At 65.0% G+C, this 21014-nt stretch carries 21 protein-coding genes and 2 tRNA genes; 13 read left to right on the top strand and 10 right to left on the bottom strand.

Features of this window, described 5'->3' with window-relative positions; all coding sequences use genetic code 11:
• Window positions 1–170 precede the first annotated feature (170 nt).
• The 9 genes from paaA (at window position 171) to paaK (ending at window position 8418) form a co-directional block, all read left to right on the top strand.
• Window positions 171–1160: a 1,2-phenylacetyl-CoA epoxidase subunit PaaA gene (paaA, locus tag CEY09_RS21300; protein ID WP_006225112.1), complete on the top strand. Its 990-nt coding sequence runs from the start codon at window positions 171–173 to the stop codon at window positions 1158–1160.
• A gap of 177 nt (window positions 1161–1337) precedes the next feature.
• The gene (paaB, locus tag CEY09_RS21305; RefSeq protein WP_006225111.1) at window positions 1338–1622 is read left to right on the top strand and encodes a 1,2-phenylacetyl-CoA epoxidase subunit PaaB; all 285 of its coding nucleotides are present in this window, start codon (window positions 1338–1340) and stop codon (window positions 1620–1622) included.
• A 15-nt stretch (window positions 1623–1637) separates the two neighbouring features.
• Entirely contained in the window at window positions 1638–2402 is a 765-nt protein-coding gene (paaC, locus tag CEY09_RS21310; protein WP_088590192.1) for a 1,2-phenylacetyl-CoA epoxidase subunit PaaC, read from the top strand.
• Entirely contained in the window at window positions 2399–2905 is a 507-nt protein-coding gene (gene paaD / locus CEY09_RS21315) for a 1,2-phenylacetyl-CoA epoxidase subunit PaaD (protein WP_006225109.1), read from the top strand. Before paaC ends, paaD begins: the two co-directional genes overlap by 4 nt.
• Window positions 2906–2918: 13 nt before the next feature.
• On the top strand, window positions 2919–4007 hold the full coding sequence (gene paaE, locus CEY09_RS21320; RefSeq protein WP_088590193.1) for a 1,2-phenylacetyl-CoA epoxidase subunit PaaE: 1089 nt from the start codon (window positions 2919–2921) through the stop codon (window positions 4005–4007).
• 46 nt (window positions 4008–4053) lie between these two features.
• Window positions 4054–5718 (top strand): phenylacetic acid degradation protein PaaN, encoded by a 1665-nt coding sequence (gene paaN, locus CEY09_RS21325; protein ID WP_088590194.1) that lies wholly within the window; start codon window positions 4054–4056, stop codon window positions 5716–5718.
• Between the two features lie 14 nt (window positions 5719–5732).
• On the top strand, window positions 5733–6521 hold the full coding sequence (gene paaG, locus CEY09_RS21330) for a 2-(1,2-epoxy-1,2-dihydrophenyl)acetyl-CoA isomerase PaaG (RefSeq protein ID WP_088590195.1): 789 nt from the start codon (window positions 5733–5735) through the stop codon (window positions 6519–6521).
• Window positions 6521–6991, top strand: coding sequence for a hydroxyphenylacetyl-CoA thioesterase PaaI (paaI, locus tag CEY09_RS21335; protein WP_006225105.1), 471 nt, complete (start codon window positions 6521–6523; stop codon window positions 6989–6991). Before paaG ends, paaI begins: the two co-directional genes overlap by 1 nt.
• A 107-nt stretch (window positions 6992–7098) precedes the next feature.
• Window positions 7099–8418, top strand: a complete 1320-nt coding sequence (gene paaK, locus CEY09_RS21340) for a phenylacetate--CoA ligase PaaK (protein ID WP_088590196.1) — start codon at window positions 7099–7101, stop codon at window positions 8416–8418.
• 63 nt (window positions 8419–8481) lie between these two features.
• Here the strand turns inward: paaK and CEY09_RS21345 are convergent, their stop codons facing one another.
• From CEY09_RS21345 to radC, 6 genes are all read right to left on the bottom strand, one after another.
• Window positions 8482–9885, bottom strand: coding sequence for an MATE family efflux transporter (locus CEY09_RS21345; RefSeq protein ID WP_088590197.1), 1404 nt, complete (start codon window positions 9883–9885; stop codon window positions 8482–8484).
• Window positions 9882–11612: an ArnT family glycosyltransferase gene (locus CEY09_RS21350; protein WP_088590198.1), complete on the bottom strand. Its 1731-nt coding sequence runs from the start codon at window positions 11610–11612 to the stop codon at window positions 9882–9884. The genes CEY09_RS21345 and CEY09_RS21350 overlap by 4 nt, the downstream gene beginning before the upstream one ends.
• A gap of 124 nt (window positions 11613–11736) precedes the next feature.
• Complete coding sequence (locus tag CEY09_RS21355; protein ID WP_006225101.1) at window positions 11737–12003, bottom strand: type B 50S ribosomal protein L31; 267 nt, start codon at window positions 12001–12003, stop codon at window positions 11737–11739.
• A gap of 214 nt (window positions 12004–12217) precedes the next feature.
• A complete protein-coding gene (gene kynA, locus CEY09_RS21360; protein ID WP_006225100.1) occupies window positions 12218–13066 on the bottom strand; it encodes a tryptophan 2,3-dioxygenase in 849 nt (282 codons plus the stop codon).
• Window positions 13067–13219: 153 nt separating this feature from the next.
• Entirely contained in the window at window positions 13220–13846 is a 627-nt protein-coding gene (gene kynB, locus CEY09_RS21365) for an arylformamidase (protein WP_088590199.1), read from the bottom strand.
• Between the two features lie 93 nt (window positions 13847–13939).
• A complete protein-coding gene (gene radC, locus CEY09_RS21370) occupies window positions 13940–14617 on the bottom strand; it encodes a RadC family protein (protein ID WP_088590200.1) in 678 nt (225 codons plus the stop codon).
• A 49-nt stretch (window positions 14618–14666) separates the two neighbouring features.
• On the opposite strand from radC, the gene CEY09_RS21375 reads away from it, so the two are divergent.
• The 3 genes from CEY09_RS21375 (at window position 14667) to maiA (ending at window position 16838) form a co-directional block, all read left to right on the top strand.
• Window positions 14667–15143, top strand: a complete 477-nt coding sequence (locus CEY09_RS21375) for an FKBP-type peptidyl-prolyl cis-trans isomerase (RefSeq protein WP_088590201.1) — start codon at window positions 14667–14669, stop codon at window positions 15141–15143.
• Complete coding sequence (ispH, locus tag CEY09_RS21380) at window positions 15143–16120, top strand: 4-hydroxy-3-methylbut-2-enyl diphosphate reductase (RefSeq protein WP_006225096.1); 978 nt, start codon at window positions 15143–15145, stop codon at window positions 16118–16120. The genes CEY09_RS21375 and ispH overlap by 1 nt, the downstream gene beginning before the upstream one ends.
• A gap of 73 nt (window positions 16121–16193) precedes the next feature.
• Window positions 16194–16838, top strand: a complete 645-nt coding sequence (gene maiA / locus CEY09_RS21385; RefSeq protein WP_088590202.1) for a maleylacetoacetate isomerase — start codon at window positions 16194–16196, stop codon at window positions 16836–16838.
• A gap of 15 nt (window positions 16839–16853) precedes the next feature.
• Here maiA and CEY09_RS21390 read toward each other — a convergent pair whose 3' ends face one another.
• The 4 genes from CEY09_RS21390 to CEY09_RS21405 all read right to left on the bottom strand — a co-directional run bounded on the left by CEY09_RS21390 (window position 16854) and on the right by CEY09_RS21405 (window position 20583).
• A complete protein-coding gene (locus tag CEY09_RS21390; protein ID WP_088590203.1) occupies window positions 16854–18296 on the bottom strand; it encodes a DegQ family serine endoprotease in 1443 nt (480 codons plus the stop codon).
• A gap of 78 nt (window positions 18297–18374) precedes the next feature.
• Window positions 18375–19709 carry an ATP-binding protein gene (locus tag CEY09_RS21395; protein ID WP_088590204.1) on the bottom strand — a complete coding sequence of 445 codons (1335 nt, stop codon included), beginning with the start codon at window positions 19707–19709 and terminating at the stop codon, window positions 18375–18377.
• Window positions 19706–20365: a response regulator gene (locus CEY09_RS21400; protein WP_088590205.1), complete on the bottom strand. Its 660-nt coding sequence runs from the start codon at window positions 20363–20365 to the stop codon at window positions 19706–19708. Before CEY09_RS21400 ends, CEY09_RS21395 begins: the two co-directional genes overlap by 4 nt.
• Window positions 20366–20507: 142 nt before the next feature.
• Window positions 20508–20583, bottom strand: a tRNA-Thr gene (locus CEY09_RS21405).
• Window positions 20584–20816: 233 nt separating this feature from the next.
• On the opposite strand from CEY09_RS21405, the gene CEY09_RS21410 reads away from it, so the two are divergent.
• Window positions 20817–20892: transfer RNA gene (locus tag CEY09_RS21410), tRNA-Asn, on the top strand.
• The last annotated feature ends 122 nt before the right edge of the window (window positions 20893–21014 follow it).

Genomic DNA, 21014 nt, shown 5'->3' on the forward strand with positions numbered 1-21014 from the left:
GGGGGGCCGCAAGCGGCCGATATCGGGATCCGCAATATGATACATAAATCCAATGTGATACAGATTTGAGTTTGACAATGGTTTTTTTGTATTAAATAATCCGCCTATGACATGACGGCACTGCGCAACGTTTGCTTTGCGTTTTCGCAAACCGTCTCTAGGAGACAAACATGTACGCTCAACTCGTCGAAACCGGCGTCAAGCAGGTCAAGACCGCGGACCAGCTCGAAGGCCGCGAACAGACGTTCCAGCGCCGCATTGACGACGGCGTGCGCATCGAGGCCAAGGACTGGATGCCGGACGCCTACCGCAAGACGCTGGTGCGCCAGATCTCGCAGCACGCGCATTCGGAAATCGTCGGGATGCTGCCGGAAGGCAACTGGATCACTCGCGCCCCGTCGCTCAAGCGCAAGGCCATCCTGCTGGCCAAGGTGCAGGACGAAGCGGGCCATGGGCTGTACCTGTACAGCGCTGCGGAAACGCTGGGCGTGTCGCGCGACGACCTGATCGATGACCTGCATGCCGGCCGCGCCAAGTACTCCAGCATCTTCAATTACCCCACGCTCAGCTGGGCCGACATCGGCATGATCGGCTGGCTGGTCGACGGCTCGGCCATCATCAACCAGATCCCCCTGTGCCGCTGTTCCTACGGCCCGTACGCGCGGGCCATGGTGCGCGTCTGTAAGGAAGAGTCCTTCCACCAGCGCCAGGGCTACGACCTGCTGATGCAGATGTGCCTGCACGGCACGCCCGAACAGAAGGCGATGGTGCAGGACTCGCTGAACCGCTGGTGGTGGCCCGCGCTGATGATGTTCGGCCCGTCGGACGCCGACTCGCCCAACAGCGCCCAGTCCATGGCCTGGAAGATCAAGCTCTTCTCTAATGACGAGCTGCGCCAGAAGATGGTCGACCAGACCGTGCCCCAGGCCGAATACCTGGGCCTGACCGTGCCGGATCCCGATTTGAAGTGGAACGCCGAGCGCGGCCACTATGACTTCGGCGAGATCGACTGGAGCGAGTTCTACGCGGTGCTCAAGGGCAACGGCCCGTGCAACCGGGAACGCCTGGCCGCGCGCGTCAAGGCGCACGAGGACGGTGCCTGGGTGCGCGACGCACTCGTTGCCTACGCGGACAAGCAGGCGCAGCGCAAGGCTGCCTGATGAACTCGACCCCGAAGCGCTGCGCGATGCCCCTTCGAAGGGGCGCCGCTGCGAACCGGCCAAGCCGGCTCCGCGCGGCCGCGCGGGCGCTTCGATAGCCGAGTTTCCAGGTTCATTCTTCCAACCATTGCAGATCAGGGCGCGCGGTGCGCGCCCCGCATTCCAAGGATATCCATCATGAGCAAAGACTGGCCTTTGTGGGAAGTGTTCATCCGCAGCCAGCACGGCCTGGCGCACAAGCACGTCGGCAGCCTGCATGCATCGGACGCCGAAATGGCGATCAACCACGCCCGTGACGTCTATACCCGCCGCAATGAAGGCCTGAGCATCTGGGTCGTGCGCGCCTCCGATATCTCGGCCAGCAGCCCCGGTGACAAGGAACCTCTGTTCGAACCGGCCAACAGCAAGGTATACCGGCATCCCACGTTTTTCCCGATGCCCGAAGAAATCAAGCACATGTAAGGCGGCGGGGGAGACATGGACAAGACTCTGTTTGAATACCTGCTGCGCCTCGGCGATTCGTCGCTGATCCTGTCGCAGCGCCTGGGCGCCTGGACGGGCCACGGCCCCATCCTGGAAGAAGACCTCGCGCTGACCAACACCGCGCTGGACCTGCTGGGCCAGGCTCGCATGTGGCTGACGCTGGCCGGCGAAGTCGAAGGCGCAGGTCGCGACGAAGACGCGCTGGCCTACCACCGCGACGCGCACCAGTTTCACAACGTGCTGCTGGTCGAACGCCCCAACGGCAACTATGCCGACACGATGGCGCGCCAGTTCCTGTTCGACGTGTGGCACTACTTCCTCTTGCAGCGCCTGGAGCAATCCTCTGACGAACGCGTGGCCGGCATCGCCGCCAAGTCGATCAAGGAAGTGACCTATCACGTGCGCCGTTCGTCGGACATGGTGGTTCGCCTGGGCGACGGCACGGCAGAAAGCCATGCCAAGATGCAGGCCGCCATCGACGACGCCTGGCGCTTCACCGGTGAACTATTCGCCGACGACGCCGTGGATCAGGACGTGGCTGCCCGCGGCATCGGCTGTGAGCTGTCCGCCTTGCGCCAGCCTTGGCTCGCCCACGTGCGCGAAGTGCTGGAAGAAGCCACGCTGGCCGTGCCGGACGAAACCGCCGCCAACCATCTGGCCTACCGCGGTGGACGCCAGGGCAAGCACACCGAAGAACTTGGCTACGTGCTGGCAGAAATGCAGTACCTGCCGCGCGCCTATCCAGGAGCCACGTGGTGAACGCGCTGGCGCCCATTTCCGCCGACCAGGTCTATGCCTGGCTGCAAGAGGTTCCCGATCCGGAGATCCCCGTGCTGTCCGTGGTGGATCTGGGCGTGGTGCGGGACGTGTCCTGGGATGGCGAGGCCTGTGTCGTGGTCATCACGCCCACGTACTCCGGCTGCCCGGCCATGCGCGAAATCACGCAGGACATCCAGCAGACGCTGGCGCGCCACGGCATCGACGAGGTCCGTGTCGAAACCCGCCTGGCGCCCGCCTGGACGACCGACTGGATGAGTGAGAAGGGGCGCGAAGCGCTCAAGGGCTACGGCATCGCCGCGCCCGCCGAACGCGCCATCGACATCTCGGGCATCAGCCGCCGCGCCGCCGCGCCCGCCATCGCCTGCCCGCGCTGCGGTTCGCGCGATACGCGGATGGTCAGCAACTTCGGGTCCACGTCATGCAAGGCGCTGTATCGCTGCGTCGCTTGCCGCGAACCCTTCGATTATTTCAAGACTCACTGAGAGCGGTTTCGAGATGAGCCAGAACCAATTTCATTCGTTGAAGGTGGCCTCGGTGGCGCGCAATACGCGCGATGCCGTCGTCGTGACCTTCGATCTGCCCGACACGCTGACCGAGGAATTCGCTTTCCTGCCCGGCCAGTACCTGACCCTGCGCACCCAGCTGAACGGCGAAGAGCTGCGCCGCTCGTATTCGATCTGTTCGGCGCCGCACGACAAGCTGCTGCGCGTGGCGATCAAGAAAGTGGACGAAGGCACGTTCTCCAGCTGGGCCAACCAGGAACTGCAGCCTGGCCAGACGCTGGAAGTCATGGCGCCAGCGGGCAATTTCACGGTCGATTTCTCGCCCGAGAACAAGCGCCACTACGTGGCCTTTGCAGTGGGCAGCGGCATCACGCCGGTGTTCTCGCTGGTCAAGACCGCGCTGTCCATCGAACCGGGCAGCAAGTTCACCCTGTTCTTTGGCAACCGCGCTTCCTCGGCGGTGCTCTTTCGCGAAGAGATCGAAGACCTGAAGAACCTGTACATGGACCGCTTCTCGCTGGTCTACGTGATGAGCCGCGAATCCCAGGACATCGAACTGTTCAACGGCCGCCTGGACGGGGACAAGGTCGACCAGCTGATGTCGGCCTGGATGAGCCCCGAAGATATCGATTACGCTTTTGTCTGTGGCCCGCAGACCATGACGGAAAGCGTGGTCGAGCGTCTGCAGGCCCGCGGTATTCCGAAGTCGAACATCAAGTTCGAGCTGTTCGGCGCGCCCAAGGGGCCGCGTGCGCTGCGCACCGGCCACGAGGCCCGCCAGGCGCCCGGCAAGGGCCAGTGCGAAGTCACCGTGGTGCGGGACGGCCATAGCCGCAAGTTCGTCATTGAAAAGAATAAAGACAGCGTGCTGGACTCGGCGCTGGCGCAAGGGATCGAGTTGCCGTATTCGTGCAAGGGCGGGGTGTGTTCCACCTGCCGTTGCAAAGTGGTCGAGGGCGAGGTGGACATGGACGCCAACTTCGCCCTGGAAGACTACGAAGTGGCGCGCGGCTTCGTCCTGAGCTGCCAGAGCTTCCCGGTCAGCGACCGCCTGGTCATCGACTTCGACCAGGAAACCTGACCCGGCGCGCGCCAGGCAGACCTACCTAATTCATTGGAGAGACACAGTGTCCCAGAAATTCTTCGAACGCCATCAGCCCCTGCTGGAACAATCCCTGGCGGCCGCCGCGCTGCGCGGCTACTGGAGCCCGTTTGCCGAATCGCCCAGCCCCCGCAACTATGGCGAGACCGCCAACGACGACGGCCGTGCCGCCTTCGAAGCGCTCAAGGGCAAGCCGTTCCCGCTGAATCTGCATGACGCCGACGGCACCGTGGGCGGCGAGAAATCCCCCTACGGCTTCGACCTCGGCATCACGTATCCGCACGTGCCCGTCGACAAGCTGATCGCCGCCTCCAAGCGCGCCCTGGAAGACTGGCGCCGCGCGGGTCCGCAGGCGTGGGTGGGTGTGTCGCTGGAGATCCTGGCGCGCCTGAACAAGCTCAGCTTCGAGATCGCGTACGCGGTCCAGCACACCACCGGCCAGGGCTTCATGATGGCCTTCCAGGCCGGTGGCCCGCACGCGCAGGACCGCGGCTTCGAGGCCGTGACCTACGCCTGGCAGGAAATGTCGCGCATTCCTGGCGTGGCCATCTGGGAAAAGCCGCAGGGCAAGAATGACCCGATCCGCATGGAAAAGCAGTTCACCGTCGTGCCGCGCGGCGTCGCGCTGGTGATCGGCTGCTCGACCTTCCCGACCTGGAACGGCTACCCCGGCATGTTCGCCAGCCTGGCCACCGGCAACACGGTCATCGTGAAGCCGCACCCGGGCGCCATCCTGCCGCTGGCCATCACCGTCAAGGTGGCGCGCGAAGTGCTGCAGGAAGCGGGCTTTGACCCCGATGTCGTGCTGCTGGCCGCGCACGAGGCCGGCGATGACACCGCCCAGAAGCTGGCGCTGGACCCGGCCGTCAAGATCGTCGACTTCACCGGCAGCACCGTCAACGGCGACTGGCTGGAGAACAACGCCCGCCAAGCGCTGGTCTACACCGAGAAGGCCGGCGTCAACCAGGTCATCATCGATTCCACGGACGACCTGAAGGGCGTGGCGCGCAATCTGGCGTTCTCGCTGGCCCTGTATTCCGGCCAGATGTGCACGGCGCCGCAAAACATCTACGTGCCGCGCGATGGCATCAACACCCCGGAAGGCCGCGTCAGCTTCGATGACGTCGCCGCCGCCCTGGGCGTGGCGCTTGAGAAGGTCAGCGCCGACGCCGCGCGCGCCGTTGAACTGACCGGCGCGATCCAGAACGAAGGCATCGTCGAGCGTATCGAGCGCGCCCGCGCGCTCGGCCTGCCGGTCGTGGCCGACAGCAAGACGCTCGTCCACCCGCAGTTCGAAAACGCCCGTGTCCGCACGCCGCTGCTGCTGCGCACGGAAGCCGGCAACGCCGCCATCGGCCAGGAATGGTTCGGTCCCATCGCGTTCGTGGTGGCCACCGACTCCACCGCACACAGCATCCAGCTGGCGCGCGACAGCGTCATCCAGCACGGCGCGCTGTCCCTGTCCGCCTACACGACGGATGCGCAGGTGGCCGAGCAGGTGCAGGACGCGGCCGAAGTGTCCGGCGTGTCGCTGTCGCTCAACCTGACGGGCGCAGTGTTCGTCAATCAGACCGCGGCCTTCAGCGACTTCCATGGCACCGGCGCCAACCCGGCCGCCAATGCAGCGCTGTCCGACGCGGCATTCGTGTCGAACCGCTTCCGCGTGGTGCAAACCCGCCGTCACGTCTGAGCAGGGCGACCCTCATGAGCTATCAGGATATCCAATTCGACCTGTCCAACGGCATTGCGCGTCTGACGCTGAACCGCCCGGACAAGCTGAACAGTTTCACCGCCAACATGCATGGCGAAGTGGCCGACGCGTTGACGCGCGTTGAAACCGAAGGCGCGCGCGTGCTGGTCCTGACCGGCGCGGGCCGCGGCTTTTGCGCGGGGCAGGACCTGAGCGAGCGCAAGCCCGCCGAAGACGGCACGCCGCCTGACCTGGGTGAAACCGTCGACAAGTTCTACGGTCCGCTGGTGCGCCGCCTGAACGCCTTGCCCATGCCTGTCGTGGTGGGCGTGAACGGCGTGGCGGCCGGCGCGGGCGCCAACCTCGCGTTCGCCGGCGATATCGTCATTGCCAAGGCTTCAGCCAACTTCATCCAGTCGTTCTGCCGCCTGGGGCTGATTCCGGACACGGGCGGCACTTTCGCACTGCCGCGCCTGGTCGGCCGCGCGCGCGCCATGGGCCTGGCGATGCTGGGCGACAAGCTCAGCGCCAAGCAGGCCGAAGAGTGGGGCCTGATCTGGCAATGCGTGGCGGACGAGGAATTCGACGCCACCCTGGACCGCCTGGCCAAGCACTTCTCCACGGCGCCCACCAAGGGCCTGGCATTTACCAAGCGGGCCATGCAGGCCAGCCTGGGCAACGACCTGTCCACGCAGCTGGACCTGGAACGCGACATGATGCGCGAACTGGGTCGCAGCGCGGATTACGCCGAAGGCGTGGCCGCCTTCCTTGGCAAGCGCGAACCGCAATTCAAGGGGCAATGATGAACGCGCATGTTCCCGCTGTTGAAGTGCCCGCTGATCCCCAGGAACTGGCTCAGGCCGTCGGCACCGTGATGTACGCAGGTGATGCGGCCTCGCAAGGCCTGGACATGAAGGTCGAGGAAATGGCGCCGGGCTACGCGCGTCTGACGATGCGCGTGCGCGCCGACATGCTGAACGGGCACAAGACCTGTCACGGCGGCTTCATTTTCGCCCTGGCCGACAGCGCCTTCGCGTTTTCGTGCAATTCGCGCAATGTCAGCACGGTGGCCTCCGGCTGCACCATCGATTACCTGGCGCCGGGTTTCGAAGGCGATCTGCTGACTGCGGTGGCCCAGGAGCGTTCCCTGGCTGGCCGCACGGGCGTGTACGACGTGACGGTCACCAACCAGGATGGCCGCAATGTCGCGCTGTTCCGCGGGCGCTCTTATCGCATCAAAGGTCAGATCGTCGGCGTTCCCGCCGACGCGTAAGGCAACCTACCAAAGACAAGGCCGCTGGCAGGGCGGCGGGCGCCCGGGGTTCAGGCCCGCGTCGCCGCCCCGACCGGCGTAGAGAGAATTTCAGGAGAGAGATAACCATGTCCAACACCATGAGCAAGCCGGGGCTGGACCCCATCGAGCATGCCAGCGAGGATGAGCTTCGCGCGTTGCAGCTGCAGCGTCTGAAGTGGACGCTCAAGCATGCCTACGAGAACGTCGCGCACTACAAGAAGGCGTTCGATGACGCGGGCGTGCATCCGGACGATCTGAAGCAGCTGTCCGATATTTCGAAATTCCCCTTCACGACGAAGAAGGAACTGCGCGATAACTATCCCTTCGGCATGTTCGCCGTTCCGCGTGAACGGATCTCGCGTATCCATGCTTCCAGCGGCACCACGGGCAAGCCGACGGTGGTGGGCTACACCAAGGGCGACCTGGACAACTGGGCCAATCTGGTCGCGCGTTCGATCCGTGCGGCCGGCGGCAAACCCGGCGACACGGTGCACGTGGCCTACGGCTACGGCTTGTTCACGGGCGGCCTGGGTGCGCATTACGGCGCCGAGCGCCTGGGTTGCACCGTCATCCCGATGTCGGGCGGGCAGACCGAAAAGCAGGTGCAGCTGATCAGCGATTTCCGTCCGGACATCATCATGGTCACGCCCTCCTATTTCTGCAATATTCTGGAAGAACAGCGTCGCCAGGGCATTGATCCGCGTCAAAGTTCGCTGCGCATCGGCATCTTCGGCGCCGAGCCGTGGACCGGGCAGATGCGTGCCGATATCGAGACCGAAGCCGGCATCGACGCGGTGGATATCTACGGCCTGTCCGAAGTGATGGGGCCGGGCGTGGCCAGCGAATGCGTCGAAACCAAGGATGGACCGGTGGTCTGGGAAGACCATTTCTACGCCGAAATCATCAACCCGGATACGGGCGAGCCCGTGGCCGATGGTGAACCTGGCGAACTGGTGTTCACGTCGCTGACCAAGGAAGCGATGCCCATCATCCGCTACCGCACGCGCGACCTGACCCGCCTGTTGCCGCCGACGGCACGCAGCATGCGCCGCATCGGCAAGATCACGGGCCGCAGCGACGACATGCTGATCGTGCGCGGCGTAAACATGTTCCCGACGCAGGTCGAAGAACTGGTGCTGAAGATTGCCCAGTTGGCGCCGCACTATCAGCTGGTGCTGTCGCGCACGGGCAATATGGACGAGTTGGAGATCCTGACCGAAGTGCGCGCCGAGTTCTCGGGCCTGTCGGACGCCGAGCGCAACGATCTGGGCCGCCAGTTGCAGCATGCCGTGAAGACGCACATCGGCGTCAGCGCGCGCATCCAGGTGTCGGACTCCGGGCATGTGGAACGCACGCTTACCGGCAAGGCACGCCGCGTGATCGACAAGCGGCCGAAAGTGGTCTGATCCCACGATCGAAGACAAGAAAGGCAGCCCTCGGGCTGCCTTTTTTTGTTCGCGTTCAGGGCGTCACTGCTGCGCCAGGGTCCGTACGATCCGCCGATACCAGATGTGCAGCAGAGCGGCGGACAGGGTCAGGCCGACCATCGCCATCAACCACATGCTGCCCGCACCGACGGGGGAACCCGGTACGAGGACGTTGCGGATGCCATCCAGGCCGCCCTTGCCGGGGCCGAAACCGAACCACCAGCCGCCCACCAGGCCCACGCCGGCCAGCGCCACCACCTGCAGCAGCAACGGCACGACGGCGACCTTGTAGGCGCGCAGGAGGTAGGAGTTGATGCATTGCATGGAGTCGAACAGGTGGAACAGCGGCAGCACGGCCAGTAGGGTCGTGGCGACGGCCGCCACGCCGGCGTCATCGGTGTAGGCCGCCAGGATGAGCGGCCGGCCGACCAGCAGCACGGCCGCGGTCAACAGCGCGCCGATCAAGCCCAGCGCCAGCCCGGCCATGCCCGTGCGGTGTGCATGGGCCAGGTTGCCAGCGCCGATCGCCTGCGCGGTCAGGGCGGCCGTGGCCACGCCTAGCGCCATCGGCATCATGTAGCACAGCGCGGCCAGGTTCGACATGATCTGGTGCCCACCGGTCACGAACGTGCCTTCGCGGGCGACCAGCAAGGCCATGAACGTGAAGGCAGACACTTCCACCAGATACGAGCCGCCCATCGGGATGCCCAGGCGCAGCAGTTCCTTCAGCGTCTTCCAGTCGGGCTTGCCGATCCGCAGCTGGAAGCGGCGGTAGAAGCGGTCATGGGTGATCACCCACAGGCCAAGTCCCAGGCTCATCCACGACACCAGCGCGGTCGCCAGGCCGGCGCCGGTGGCGCCCATGGCGGGCAGGCCCAGCTTGCCGTAGATGAACAGCCAGTTGAAGAAGGCCTTGAAGCCGATGGCCGACAGGTTGATGGCCATGACCAGCTTGGGGCGTGACACCGAAGTGCCCAGCGCATAGATGGTGCGGAACACCAGCGCGGCAGGCAGGGCAAGCGCCAGCGCCTGCAGGTAGGAGCCGATCCGCTCCCGCACGGCGGGCGCCACCTCGCCGGACATGGATAGCCAGACGTCCGGGAACAGCATCAGGATCGCGCCCACCACGGACAGGCCCAGTGCCAGCCACACGCCCTGGCCCCAGCTGCGGCCGACTTCCAGGTTGTTGCCGGCGCCATAGTGCTGGGCCAGGATGGGGATCAGGGCGTGGACCACACCCATCAAGCCCACGAAAACGGTGATGTAGATCGAGGCGGACAAGGCCATTGCGGCCAGGTCGCTGGCGCTGGAGTGGCCCGTCATGGCGGTGTCCAGCACGCCGAACGAGATACCCGCCCATTGGCTGATCAGCACGGGCCAAGCTTGCCTGGCGATGCCGCGCAGGGTGGCGCCGAAGGACATCGGCGCCGCGTTCACCGAACTCATCGGTTGGCGCCGACCCGAAGCAGGCGGAATACTTCCTGCCGATCGGCGCGGCGGCCGCCCTGCCACAGCACGTCGGCGCCGTCGCTGTACGCGGCGGTGTTGTCGCGCAGGCTCTGGTTGCTGGTCTGCTGCAGAATCAACGTGCACTTCGCGTCGAACGTGAAGGTCAGGTTATTGAAGATCAGGAACGAGGCGCGCTGGCCGCTGCCCAGGCTCAAGCCGCGGACGCATTCGCCTGGGCGCATGTGCTGCGCCAGCGCCTGGGCTAGTTGGCCTGAGACGGTGCGGTAGCTGCGGGCGTAGTCCACGGCGGGTTGCCACAGCAGCACCAGCAGGATCCACGTCACGGTCAGTCCGCCGGCCGACAGCACGGTGCCGCGCCACATGGCTTGCGGACGAACGCGCAGGCGCCAGACCACCAGCGCGATCCAGGCCACCGTGAAGATGACTGCCAGCGTAAAGGCGGTCCACGAAATCACGGGTTCATAGCCGGTCGTCTGGCGGGCGATGTTGCGGGAAATCTGGGCCGGCCAGTTGAAATGCAGCGCCACCCAGCCCAGCCAGGCGGTGGCGGCCGTCAGCGAAAAGCACATGACGGCGAACCAGTCCAGCGTGTTGACGACGCCACGGCGCAGGGTCGGCAGCGAGAACGCGCCCAGCACGGCGCACGGCACCGCCAGCAGGACGTATTCGGAATCGGTGGCCTCTTCCAGGCCGAACAGCACCAGGGCCGAGCACGCCAACAGCATCAGCGGCAGCCAGATATGGGGGGCATAGATCCATGCGCGCCAGCGCCAGACGGCTAGCAGCGCCAGCGGCCAGGTCGGCCACAGATACCAGGGCAGGTCGCGCAGCGTGCGGCCCATATCGTGCCAGGACGGCCAGGCAAAGGACGCCAGGTTCCAAGTCTTCCAGTTGCGGATCCAGTACTGGCTGCTTTCGCTGGCCGGAATCCACCAGGCCAGGATCAGCGCCACCGTCACCAGCGTGGCCCAAGGCAGCCAGCGTTTGCGCTTCCACAATTGGCTGCGGGGGTAGAAAGCCAGCAGGGCGCCGATCATGATGGGCGTCGCACCCACCCAGCCACGGGTCAGGAAGCTGGCCGCCAGGGCGATTCCCAACGTGGTGGTGCCGGACACCGGGCGGTCGACGCTGCGCGCCAGCGAATAGAAGGCCAGCGCCTGGCACGCCATGATGGCGGGCACGACAGTGGTCTCGTGGGTGCGTTGCAGGATGCCTACGGTGGCCAGCAGCAGCAGCAGGGCCGCGTCCGCCAGCATGCGGCCGTAGTCGCGCGGGGCGGGTTCGCCGCCGAAGGGCAGGGCAAGCGGTTGGGCTTCCGAGCGGCGGCCCAGCAGGTAAGTGCCGTACCAGACGCTCATCGCGGTGATGCCGAACCACAACAGGTTAGGCAGGCGTCCGGCGGTGATGTCGCCCACGAAGGGGCCAAACAGCCAGATGCTGGCCGCGCCCACCCAGGTGATCAGCGGGCCTTCTTCGGCGTGCGCCAGCAGTCCCACTTGCGGCAGCAACCAGGTGATGCCGCCTTCGCGGATCGCCGTGATCATGGTCGCCAATCCGACCGCATCGTCCGTTTTCCACGGGTCGCGCATGAACAGGCCGGCCACGATATAGGCCAGCGACAAGCCCAGTAGAATCAATCTGGGGAGCTTTGCGGTGGCCACGGACGTGAGCCGGGCCGGAGTGGAAAGAGAAAGTGGGGACACGGGCGTTAATGTAACCGAGTGGTCTGGTTGCGCCAGCCCCCAGCGCGTAACAAGCCGGCTAGGGGGGAAAAAAAAGCAGCCCGGAGGCTGCCTTTTTGCTGTGACTCCCGCGGGAGCGACAGGATCAGGAAGCGGACTTGACCGTGCCAGCCGTACGGGCGAAGCGGGCGCGGAACTTTTCCACACGGCCGGTTTCGACGATACGCGTTTGGGCGCCCGTGTAGAACGGGTGCGATTCGGAGGTCACGTCGCACTTGAAGAGCGGGTACGTCTTGCCGTCGATTTCGACGGTTTCGCGCGTGTGCACGGTCGAACGGGTGATGAACTTGTTGCCCGTTTGCAGATCGGCGAAAACGACATCGCGGTATTCGGGGTGAATGCCTTCTTTCATGGTGCTTTCCTAGGACTCGCGAGGAGTCTTTCTCAAAGTTGTAGGGTCGCCAGCCAGACCACGAAAACCGTTCACACAGAACGTCTACGCGAGGACTCTAGCCACGTATCCAAAAAGTAACCCCAAATTCTAGCATGGGAAATTCCAGATGCGCCAGCGCCCGAAGGCGGCCGGGCGTGGCCCGCCTTCGTCACTCCATAAGGGGACAGATTCCTCAGAGTTCGGTGCGCAGCTTCCATATTTCGGGAAACAGCACCACGTCCAGCATCCTTCGCAGGTAATCGACGCCGGAGGTGCCGCCGGTGCCGCGCTTGAAGCCGATGACCCGTTCGACCGTCGTGACGTGGCGGAATCGCCACAGGCGGAACGCGTCTTCCAGGTCGGTCAGCTTTTCACCCAACTGATACAGGTCCCAGTAGCGGTCGGTGTCACGGTAGACGGTCAGCCAGGCGGCTTCGACGCCTTCCGAGGACTCGTAGGGCTGCGTCCAGTCTCGCTCCAGGCGGTCGGCCGGCACGGCCACGCCGTGGCGGGCCAGCAGGCGCAGCGCCTCGTCATACAGCGAAGGGGCCTCGTAGGCGGTGCGTACCTGCGCCAGCAGGTCTTCGCGGTGCGCGTGCGGCTTGAGCATGGCCGCGTTCTTGTTGCCCAGCAGGAATTCCACCTGGCGGTACTGGTAGCTCTGAAAGCCGCTGGAACGGGCCAGATACGGACGCAGCGCGGAATACTCGGGCGGCGTCATGGTAGCCAGCACGTCCCAGGCGTGCACCAGCTGCTCCATGATCTTGCTGACGCGCGCCAGCATCTTGAAGGCGGGCTGCAGCCGGTCGGCGGCCACATTGGCGATGGCGGCACGCAACTCGTGCAGCATCAGCTTCATCCAGAGTTCGCTGGTCTGGTGCTGGATGATGAACAGCATCTCGTTGTGCTCGGGCGACAGCGGATGCTGCGCGCCCAGCAATTCGTCCAGATGCAGGTAGTCGCCATAGGTCATGTCGCGCGCGAAATCCAGCTGCGCCTTTTCCTCGTGGACGATGTCTTCGGGGCGGTGCGGGCAGCTCATGCTTGGCCTCCGTGGCAGGGCGGGGCAGCACGGCGGGCGGATGCGGGTAACGCGCGCCAGCTGGGCGCGTAGGGGGGAACGATTCTCATGGTCGAGCCTAGTCGAAAACGGGCAGCCAGGGCAGGCCGGCCGCCCAGTGGCCAGCGGACCAGCCTACAGTTCGCGCAAGACGGCGCGAACTGGGCTGGCATCGGCCTGGACCAGCGCCAACGGCAGGGCGATCAATTCGTAATCGCCTTCGGGCACATCATCGAGCACCAGGTTTTCCAGTACCCGCATGTCATGCCGCAATATCGTGTGGTGGCTGTCCAGGGTCTTGCTGGACGCGGGGTCGATGCTGGCGGTATCCAGTCCGATCAGCATGACGCCGCGTTCAGCCAGCCATTCGATGGTCTGGGGGGCGTAGGCAGAGAAATCGTCGGTCCACCAGTGCTGCGCCGCATGCTTGGCGGTGCGCACCAGCACGCGGGGAGGCAGATTCAGGGCCGCATGGGCCAGGTGGTCGGTCGTGATCAGCGGGCCGCAATCCATGGCGTGGATGACGCGACAGGGGCCCAGGAACGGTTCCAGGGACACCGCGCCGATGGCGGCGGCGCCGTTCTGGTAATGCAGCGGCGCATCCGCATGCGCACCGATGTGTGGCGACAGCGTGATTTCACTGACATTGACCGGACAGCCGGGCATAAGCGACCACTTCCATTGCTGGCGATACGGCGTGTCGCCGGGAAAGACAGGCGAAGCCGTGGAGACGGGCGGGGAAATATCCCACAGGCGTTTCATATGGCGGGAAGCGGTCGGATAATGCTGGAATAGGTTAAAGCCTAAAGCAATTCAGGGCGGTAGTCTAACGAATTCCGGCGCGATGCGCTGTGCCTACAAGCCACCTAGTTCCGCCATGGAGACGACCGTGGCGCCAGCGACGATCAGGTGGTCCAGCAGTTTGATGTCGACCAGCGCCAGGGCTTGTTTCAGTTGCTGGGTGAAGCCCCGGTCGGCCGCGCTGGCTTCGGCCAGCCCCGATGGGTGGTTATGGGCCACGATCAGCGCCGCGGCATGGTGGCGCAGGGCTTCGCGGACCACTTCGCGGGGGTAGACCGACGCCTGGGATAGCGTGCCGCGCGCCAGTTCGCCGGTGGCGATCACGCGCAACTGGTTATCCAGATACAGGGCGATGCAGTGCTCGACCCGGCGATGCCCCAGTGCGGTCATGCAATATTGTTTCACTTGGGCGGGGTGGCGCAGGGTGTCGCTGCGGGTCAGGTCTTCCTCGATGGCCCGGCGGGCCAGTTCCAGCAGGGCGGCAAGCGTGCACGATTTGGCCACGCCCAGGCCGGAAACGGTCATCAATTCCTCGGGGGTGGCGCCCAGCAGGCCTCGCAGGCCGGAAAAACGCTCCAGCAGGCGGCTGGACAAGTCCACCACGTTCATCCCGGGAATGCCCGTGCGCAGGGCGACGGCAAGCAGTTCGGCGTCCTGGAGCGCGCCGGCCCCGTGACGCAGCAGCCGCTCCCGCGGGCGCTCGTGTTTTGACAGCCGCACAGACAATTTCATAAGAGGCTCTAAAATCAAGGTTTATCCAATATCTATACGGTGGCAGATCTTGAGCATCGCCTCTAACGAAGTGAACGTTTTTGTCCGTCAGGATTCCTACCTAACGCTGCACTACCGGATCACCCTGGCTTCCGGGCCCGGCAAGGATTCCGTGTTCGCCGACACCTTCGACGGCCGTCCTGGTACGTTGCAGATGGGCGGCGGCCAGTGGGCGCCCGGCCTGGAGGCTGCGCTGATCGGCCATGCCGAAGGTGAGCGGTTCAGCGTCACGCTGGAGCCGGCCGACGCCTACGGGGAACGCAATCCCGAACTGATCCAGCGCGTCACGCGCGCCATGCTTGCCGAGCACGCCGGCCCCGACGCCGGTTTCGAGCCGGGCGACCTGGTGGAATTCACCGCGCCCAACGGCGGCCGCTATTCGGGCGTCCTGAAAGAGATCAACGACGAGTCGGCGCTGTTCGACTTCAATCACCCGCTCGCGGGCATCAGCTTGCGCGTGGACGTGGCGCTGCTGGGAGTCCTCTGATGAGCAAGGCCGTTACCGCCTCCGACGCCGAAGTCCTGCTGGCGCAGCCGCGCGGCTTCTGTGCCGGCGTGGACCGCGCCATCGACATCGTCGAGCGCGCGATCGAACTGCATGGCGCGCCGATCTACGTGCGCCACGAGATCGTCCACAACCGCTATGTAGTGGAAGACCTGCGCGCCAAGGGCGCGATCTTCATCGATGAGCTGGACGACGCGCCCTCGGGTTCCATCGTCGTGTTCTCGGCGCATGGCGTGTCCAAGGCGGTGCGTGCCGAAGCGGAATCCCGCGGCTTGCAGGTATTCGACGCTACCTGCCCGCTGGTCACCAAGGTCCATATCGAAGTGGCCCGCATGCGTGCGGCCGGCCGCGAGATCATCATGATCGGCCACAAGGGCCACCCCGAGGTCGAGGGAACGCTGGGCCAGGCGCAGGGCGGCATGTATCTGGTCGAGACCGTGGAAGACGTCGCGGGGCTGGAAGTCAACGACCCGGAAAACCTGGCTTACGTCACGCAGACGACGCTGTCTGTGGACGACGCCGCGGCCGTCTCGAAGGCGCTGAAGGCGCGCTTTCCCAGCATCGTCGAGCCCAAGAAAAGCGATATCTGCTATGCCACCCAGAACCGTCAGGACGCAGTCAAGGTGATGGCGCCCGATTGCGATCTGGTGCTGGTCGTGGGCAGCCCCAACAGCTCGAATTCCAACCGGCTGCGCGAAGTGGCCGAGCGCAAGGGCGTGGCCTCCTACCTGATCGACGGCGCAGACTCCATTGATCCGGCCTGGCTGGTGGACCGCAAGCGCATCGGCGTGACGGCGGGCGCGTCCGCGCCCGAAATCCTGGTGCAGCAGGTCATCGACCGCGTCAAGGAGCTGGGCGCGGTGTCAGTGCGCACGATGCCTGGCCTGGAAGAGAATGTGGCGTTTCCGCTTCCCAAGGGCTTGTCGCGCAAGGCCGCGCAGACGGAATCGCTGGAATAGCGCCGGACGGAATGCGGCGCTGAAAAAAAAAGGCGCCGCACGCGCGGCGCCATCAGCACATCGAGGAGACTTCATGCAGTTGTACAGCTATTTCCGCAGCTCGGCCGCGTACCGCGTACGCATCGCCCTGAACCTGAAGGGCCTGTCGTACGAATACCTGCCGGTGCATCTGCTGAAGGACGGCGGGCAGCAGCTGTCGGAGGGGTATCGCAAGATGAACCCGACGGCGCTGGTGCCCACGCTGATCGATGGCGACGCCGTCATCGGGCAGTCGCTCGCCATCATCGAATACCTGGAAGAAACCCATCCCCAGGCGCCGCTGCTGCCGGCCGACGCCATTGGCCGCGCCCGGGTACGCGATCTGGCCTTGGGCATTGCTTGCGACACGCACCCGCTGAACAACCTGCGCGTGTTGAAGTACCTCAAGCACACGCTGGGCGTGGACGAAGCCGCCAAGAACGCCTGGTACAAGCATTGGGTGCATCAGGGGTTGGAAGCGCTGGAGGCGCAACTGGCGCGGTCCAGCGCCACGGGCCGTTTCTGTCACGGCGACACGCCGACCATCGCCGACCTGTGCCTGGTGCCGCAAGTGGCCAATGCGCAGCGCTTCGAGTGCGATCTCTCTGCGATGCCCAACGTGGTGCGCATTGATGCGGCCTGCCGCGAACTGCCGGCTTTCGCGGACGCCGCGCCGGGCAAGCAGCCCGACGCGGAGTAACGCCGGCGGTCAGGTTCAGCCGATCTGCACCGGCACGAAGATCTTGTCTTCGCCGCGCTGAACCAACAGGGCAACGGTCTTGCCCGCCTTGGACAGCGCATCCTTCACTTGCCCGATGTTGTGCACGGGCACGCCATTCAAGGACAGCAGCACGTCGCCCGGTTCGATGCCCGCCTTGGCGGCCGGGCCGGCGGCGCGTTCGATCAGCAAGCCTTCGGTGCCCGAAGCCTGCTGTTCCTGCGGGCTCAGCGGGCGCAGCGCCAGGCCCAATTGGCCGCGCTGTACGTCCTGGTCGCCCGCCGACGCCTGCGTCTTGTCCTTGGGGATGCCGCCCAGCGTGGCCACCAGTTCCTTGGGGGCACCGGCGCGCCAGACATCCATCTTGATCTTTTCACCCGGCGAGGCCAGCGTGATCAGGGACGCCAGATCGCCCGAGGACACGATGATCTTGTCGTCGATCTTCCGGACCACGTCGCCCGGCTGCAGGCCGGCCTTGTCGGCGGCGCTGCCTTTCTCGACACTGGAGACCAGTGCGCCTGACGGCGAGTCCAGCTTGAAGGAGTTGGCCAGGTCCTGGTTCACTTCCTGCACCGTCACGCCCAACCGCGCGTGCTGCACCTTGCCGTGCTCCAGGATCTGGTCCTTGATCTTGTAGGCCACGTCGATGGGGATCGAAAACGACAGGCCCTGGAATCCGCCGGTGCGGCTGTAGATCTGGGAATTGATGCCCACCACTTCGCCGCGGTCGTTGAACAGCGGGCCGCCCGAGTTGCCGGGATTGACGGCCACGTCCGTCTGGATGAAGGGGACCGATGTGTCGTCGGGCAGCGAGCGCCCCTTGGCGCTGACGATGCCCGCGGTGGCGGTGTTTTCCAGGCCGTACGGCGAGCCGATGGCCAGCACCCATTCGCCCACTTGCAGCTGGTTCACGTCGCCGACTTTCACGACGGGCAGGTTCTTGGCGTCGATCTTGAGCACGGCCACGTCGGTCTGCGGATCCGCGCCCAGCACCTTGGCCTTGTACTCGCGGCGGTCGGTCAGCTTGACGGTGACTTCGCGGGCGTCTTGCACGACGTGCGCATTGGTCAGGATGATGCCGTCGTTGCTGATGATGAAACCCGAGCCTTCGCCGCGCATCGGCACTTCGCGCGAGGGCATGCGGCCGCGGGATCCGGGGATCTGGCCAAAGAACTGGGCAAAGGGGTCATCGTCGTCGGCGGACACCTTGCGGGTGCCGCTGACGCTGATGTTCACGACGGCGGGCCCGAAGTCGCGCGTGATCTGCGCGAAATTGGGCGGGCTGGAAGTATTGATCGTCTGCGGGGCGGTGGCGACGGACGGCGCGTTGGCCGCCATCGACACGCCGCCGGTCACGGCGGTTGCGCCGGCGCCGCCAATGGCGCCAGCGGCCAGCAGCGCCAGCACCAGGCGCGAGGGGGTCAGTTGCGAGGTCTTCATGTCGGCTCCTGCGTTCATGTTTGAGGACATGGCGCTATGTTCGGGCCTGACACTTAGGTGAATCTTAAATTGCCGGACTCAATGCGGGCGGGTGAGCGTCACTCGGGCACGCAACCCCTGTCCGCCCGGCGCGTCTTCCAGGAGGATCTCCGCGCCGTGGCGGTCGGCGATGGCGCGGGCGATCGACAGTCCCAGGCCGCTGCCGTGCTGCGTGTTGCCTTCGGCGCGGTAGAAACGGTCGAACACGCGCTCGCGTTCAGCGGGCGGAATGCCCGGGCCCTCGTCATCGATGATGAACGACGCCTTGTCCGCCGTCTGCTCCAGATGCAGGCGGATGCGCTTGCCCTCGGGCGTATGCTTGACGGCGTTGTCCAGCAGGTTGCGCGCCAGCAGCACCAGCGCGTCGCGATGCCCCGTTACCCAGGCTTCGGCCGCGCCGTCCATGTCGATGCCGATCGATTTGGCGTTGGCTTGAGGCAAGGTTTCCGACAACGCCTGGCGCAGCACGTCGGCCAGGTCCACGGGGGCGGCAGGCGAGGGCTCGGCGGCGCTTTCGTGGCGGGCCATGGACAGCAATTGCTCGACCAGCCGGGTGGCGCGGTCAATGCCCGCTGCCAGGCGTTGTTCGGCCAGCTGGCGGCCTTCAGGGGAGCCGGCGCGTTGCAAGGCCTGTAGTTGCAGGCGCAGCGCGGTCAATGGCGAGCGCAGCTCGTGTGCCGCATCACCCACGAACTGCTTCTGCTGGGCGAAGGCGCCCCGCATGCGTTCCAGCAGCAGGTTGAGTTCCTGGATCAGCGGTTGGATCTCATCGGGCAGGCCCTGCACGTTGACGGGAGACAGGTCCTCGGGCTGCCGCGCCGCCACCTGGGCGCGGGCGCGCTTGACGGGGCGCAGCGACCAGCTGACCACGCACCAGATGATCAGCATCAGCAGGGGAGCGGCCGCGGCGATGGGGGCGATGGTGCGCAGGGCCAGCGCGCGCGCCATGTGCTTGCGCACGTCCATGTCCTGCGCTACCTGGATCACCTGGAACGGCGTGGCCAGCGAATACACGCGGTACGTGATGCCTTCCATCCGGGCGTCGGAGAACCCCAGCACAATCTGGTCGGGCAGCGGGCGGCGCGAGCGCGAATTGAAGACCCGCAGGCCGTCCGGGGTCCAGATCTGGATGATCAGGTCGTCGGCAACGGGCGAACCTGCGCCGCGGGTGTGGGTCGGGCCGGTACTGAGCAGCCCGTCGCCGGTGCCCAGCGACAGGGCGGTGCGTTGCAGCAGCGAATCGAAGATGTCGTCGGCCTGCGCCAGCGTGCTGCGATAGGCGATTGCGCCTTGCACGAGTGCGCCGACCGCGATGGCGGCCAGCAGGAAGAAAAGCAGGCGGGCTCTCAGTGAGTAGCTAAGCCGGATGCTCATGTTTTGGGAATGACATAGCCGACGCCTCTGACGTTCTGGATCAGGTCCGGACCCAGTTTCTTGCGCAGGCCATGAATATAAACCTCAACGGCATTGCTGCTGACGCTGTCCTTCCAGCTGTAGAGCTTTTCTTCCAATTGCGCGCGCGAAAAGATCATGCCGGGGCGGGCGATCAGGGGCTCCAGTACCGCCCATTCGCGGGCGGTCAGGGCAACCGGTGTGCCGTCCACCATGGCTGCGTGCGATTGTGGGTCGATGGTAATGCCATCGTGTTCAAACACCGGTTCGGCGCGGCCGGCGCTGCGGCGGATCAACGCGCGCATGCGGGCCAGCAGTTCGTCCACGTCGTAGGGTTTGACGACGTAATCGTCTGCGCCCGCGTCCAATCCGGCGATGCGGTCGCTGACGGCGTCCCGCGCGGTGGCGATGAGCACCGGCGTGCGGTCCTTGCGCGTGCGCAAGTCGCGCAGCAAGGTCAGGCCATCGCGTTTGGGCAGGCCCAGGTCCAGCAGGATCAGGTCGTAGGTGTCGGTGCGCAAGGCCAGTTCCGCGGCGTTGCCGTCCTTGACCCAGTCGACGGCGTAGTGCTCCGCGCGCAGGCAGTCCAATACGCTTTCACCGATCATGATGTCGTCTTCGACGAGTAGGATGCGCATGGCGGTCTTCGCTTGGTGTAGAAGGAATCCAGCAAGTTGGACGCGCGCCAGGCGAATGGAGTTCCCGTAACCGGGTAGCCTGCAAGAGAAGAGAGGGGAGCGGAAATGAAAAAAGCAGCCCGAGAGGGCTGCTTTTTGAATTTGGTGCCGGCAATAGGAGTCGAACCTACGACCTTCGCATTACGAATGCGCTGCTCTACCAACTGAGCTATGCCGGCAAGACCATTTGCTTCGATTCTTGCGTGCCGGTGTTGAATTCGGCAATGCTGGAACGACAAGCAAAACATCTTTGTTCTTCCCAGTTCGCTGCCCTGTTTATGGGGCCTGATCTGGAAAGACCGAAATCATATCAGAGTTTTTTCGCGATAGGAAACAAACGGACCAAAAAGAATTAAAAAAACTGCGATTTGCACGCGCCAAAAATTTAGGTCATAATTATGTTCTTGGCAGATCCCCGATAGCTCAGTCGGTAGAGCGACGGACTGTTAATCCGCAGGTCGCTGGTTCGAGCCCAGCTCGGGGAGCCAAAAGAATTCAGTACCGACACCGTTCAGCGCACAAGCCAATGCCGAAGCGCCGAACAACAGCCAGGGTCTTTCACGAAAGTGGGTGGCCCTTTTTGTTTTCCGCGCGATCCTCATTCGCGCGT

This window comes from Achromobacter marplatensis (genome assembly GCF_002209535.1).
In the GTDB taxonomy this organism is placed as follows: domain Bacteria; phylum Pseudomonadota; class Gammaproteobacteria; order Burkholderiales; family Burkholderiaceae_B; genus Achromobacter; species Achromobacter marplatensis.

What these genes read in the sequence shown, in the direction of transcription:
- paaC (WP_088590192.1), top strand. Translation starts at nt 1,638, where the DNA reads ATGGACAAGACTCTGTTTGAATACCTGCTGCGCCTCGGCGATTCGTCG.
- paaE (WP_088590193.1), top strand. Translation starts at nt 2,919, where the DNA reads ATGAGCCAGAACCAATTTCATTCGTTGAAGGTGGCCTCGGTGGCGCGC.
- paaB (WP_006225111.1), top strand. Translation starts at nt 1,338, where the DNA reads ATGAGCAAAGACTGGCCTTTGTGGGAAGTGTTCATCCGCAGCCAGCAC.
- paaA (WP_006225112.1), top strand. Translation starts at nt 171, where the DNA reads ATGTACGCTCAACTCGTCGAAACCGGCGTCAAGCAGGTCAAGACCGCG.
- CEY09_RS21395 (WP_088590204.1), bottom strand. Translation starts at nt 19,709, where the DNA reads ATGAGCATCCGGCTTAGCTACTCACTGAGAGCCCGCCTGCTTTTCTTC.
- kynA (WP_006225100.1), bottom strand. Translation starts at nt 13,066, where the DNA reads ATGAGCTGCCCGCACCGCCCCGAAGACATCGTCCACGAGGAAAAGGCG.
- ispH (WP_006225096.1), top strand. Translation starts at nt 15,143, where the DNA reads ATGAGCAAGGCCGTTACCGCCTCCGACGCCGAAGTCCTGCTGGCGCAG.
- CEY09_RS21400 (WP_088590205.1), bottom strand. Translation starts at nt 20,365, where the DNA reads ATGCGCATCCTACTCGTCGAAGACGACATCATGATCGGTGAAAGCGTA.
- CEY09_RS21345 (WP_088590197.1), bottom strand. Translation starts at nt 9,885, where the DNA reads ATGAGTTCGGTGAACGCGGCGCCGATGTCCTTCGGCGCCACCCTGCGC.
- kynB (WP_088590199.1), bottom strand. Translation starts at nt 13,846, where the DNA reads ATGAAACGCCTGTGGGATATTTCCCCGCCCGTCTCCACGGCTTCGCCT.
- paaI (WP_006225105.1), top strand. Translation starts at nt 6,521, where the DNA reads ATGAACGCGCATGTTCCCGCTGTTGAAGTGCCCGCTGATCCCCAGGAA.
- CEY09_RS21355 (WP_006225101.1), bottom strand. Translation starts at nt 12,003, where the DNA reads ATGAAAGAAGGCATTCACCCCGAATACCGCGATGTCGTTTTCGCCGAT.
- radC (WP_088590200.1), bottom strand. Translation starts at nt 14,617, where the DNA reads ATGAAATTGTCTGTGCGGCTGTCAAAACACGAGCGCCCGCGGGAGCGG.
- CEY09_RS21390 (WP_088590203.1), bottom strand. Translation starts at nt 18,296, where the DNA reads ATGAAGACCTCGCAACTGACCCCCTCGCGCCTGGTGCTGGCGCTGCTG.
- paaK (WP_088590196.1), top strand. Translation starts at nt 7,099, where the DNA reads ATGTCCAACACCATGAGCAAGCCGGGGCTGGACCCCATCGAGCATGCC.
- paaG (WP_088590195.1), top strand. Translation starts at nt 5,733, where the DNA reads ATGAGCTATCAGGATATCCAATTCGACCTGTCCAACGGCATTGCGCGT.
- maiA (WP_088590202.1), top strand. Translation starts at nt 16,194, where the DNA reads ATGCAGTTGTACAGCTATTTCCGCAGCTCGGCCGCGTACCGCGTACGC.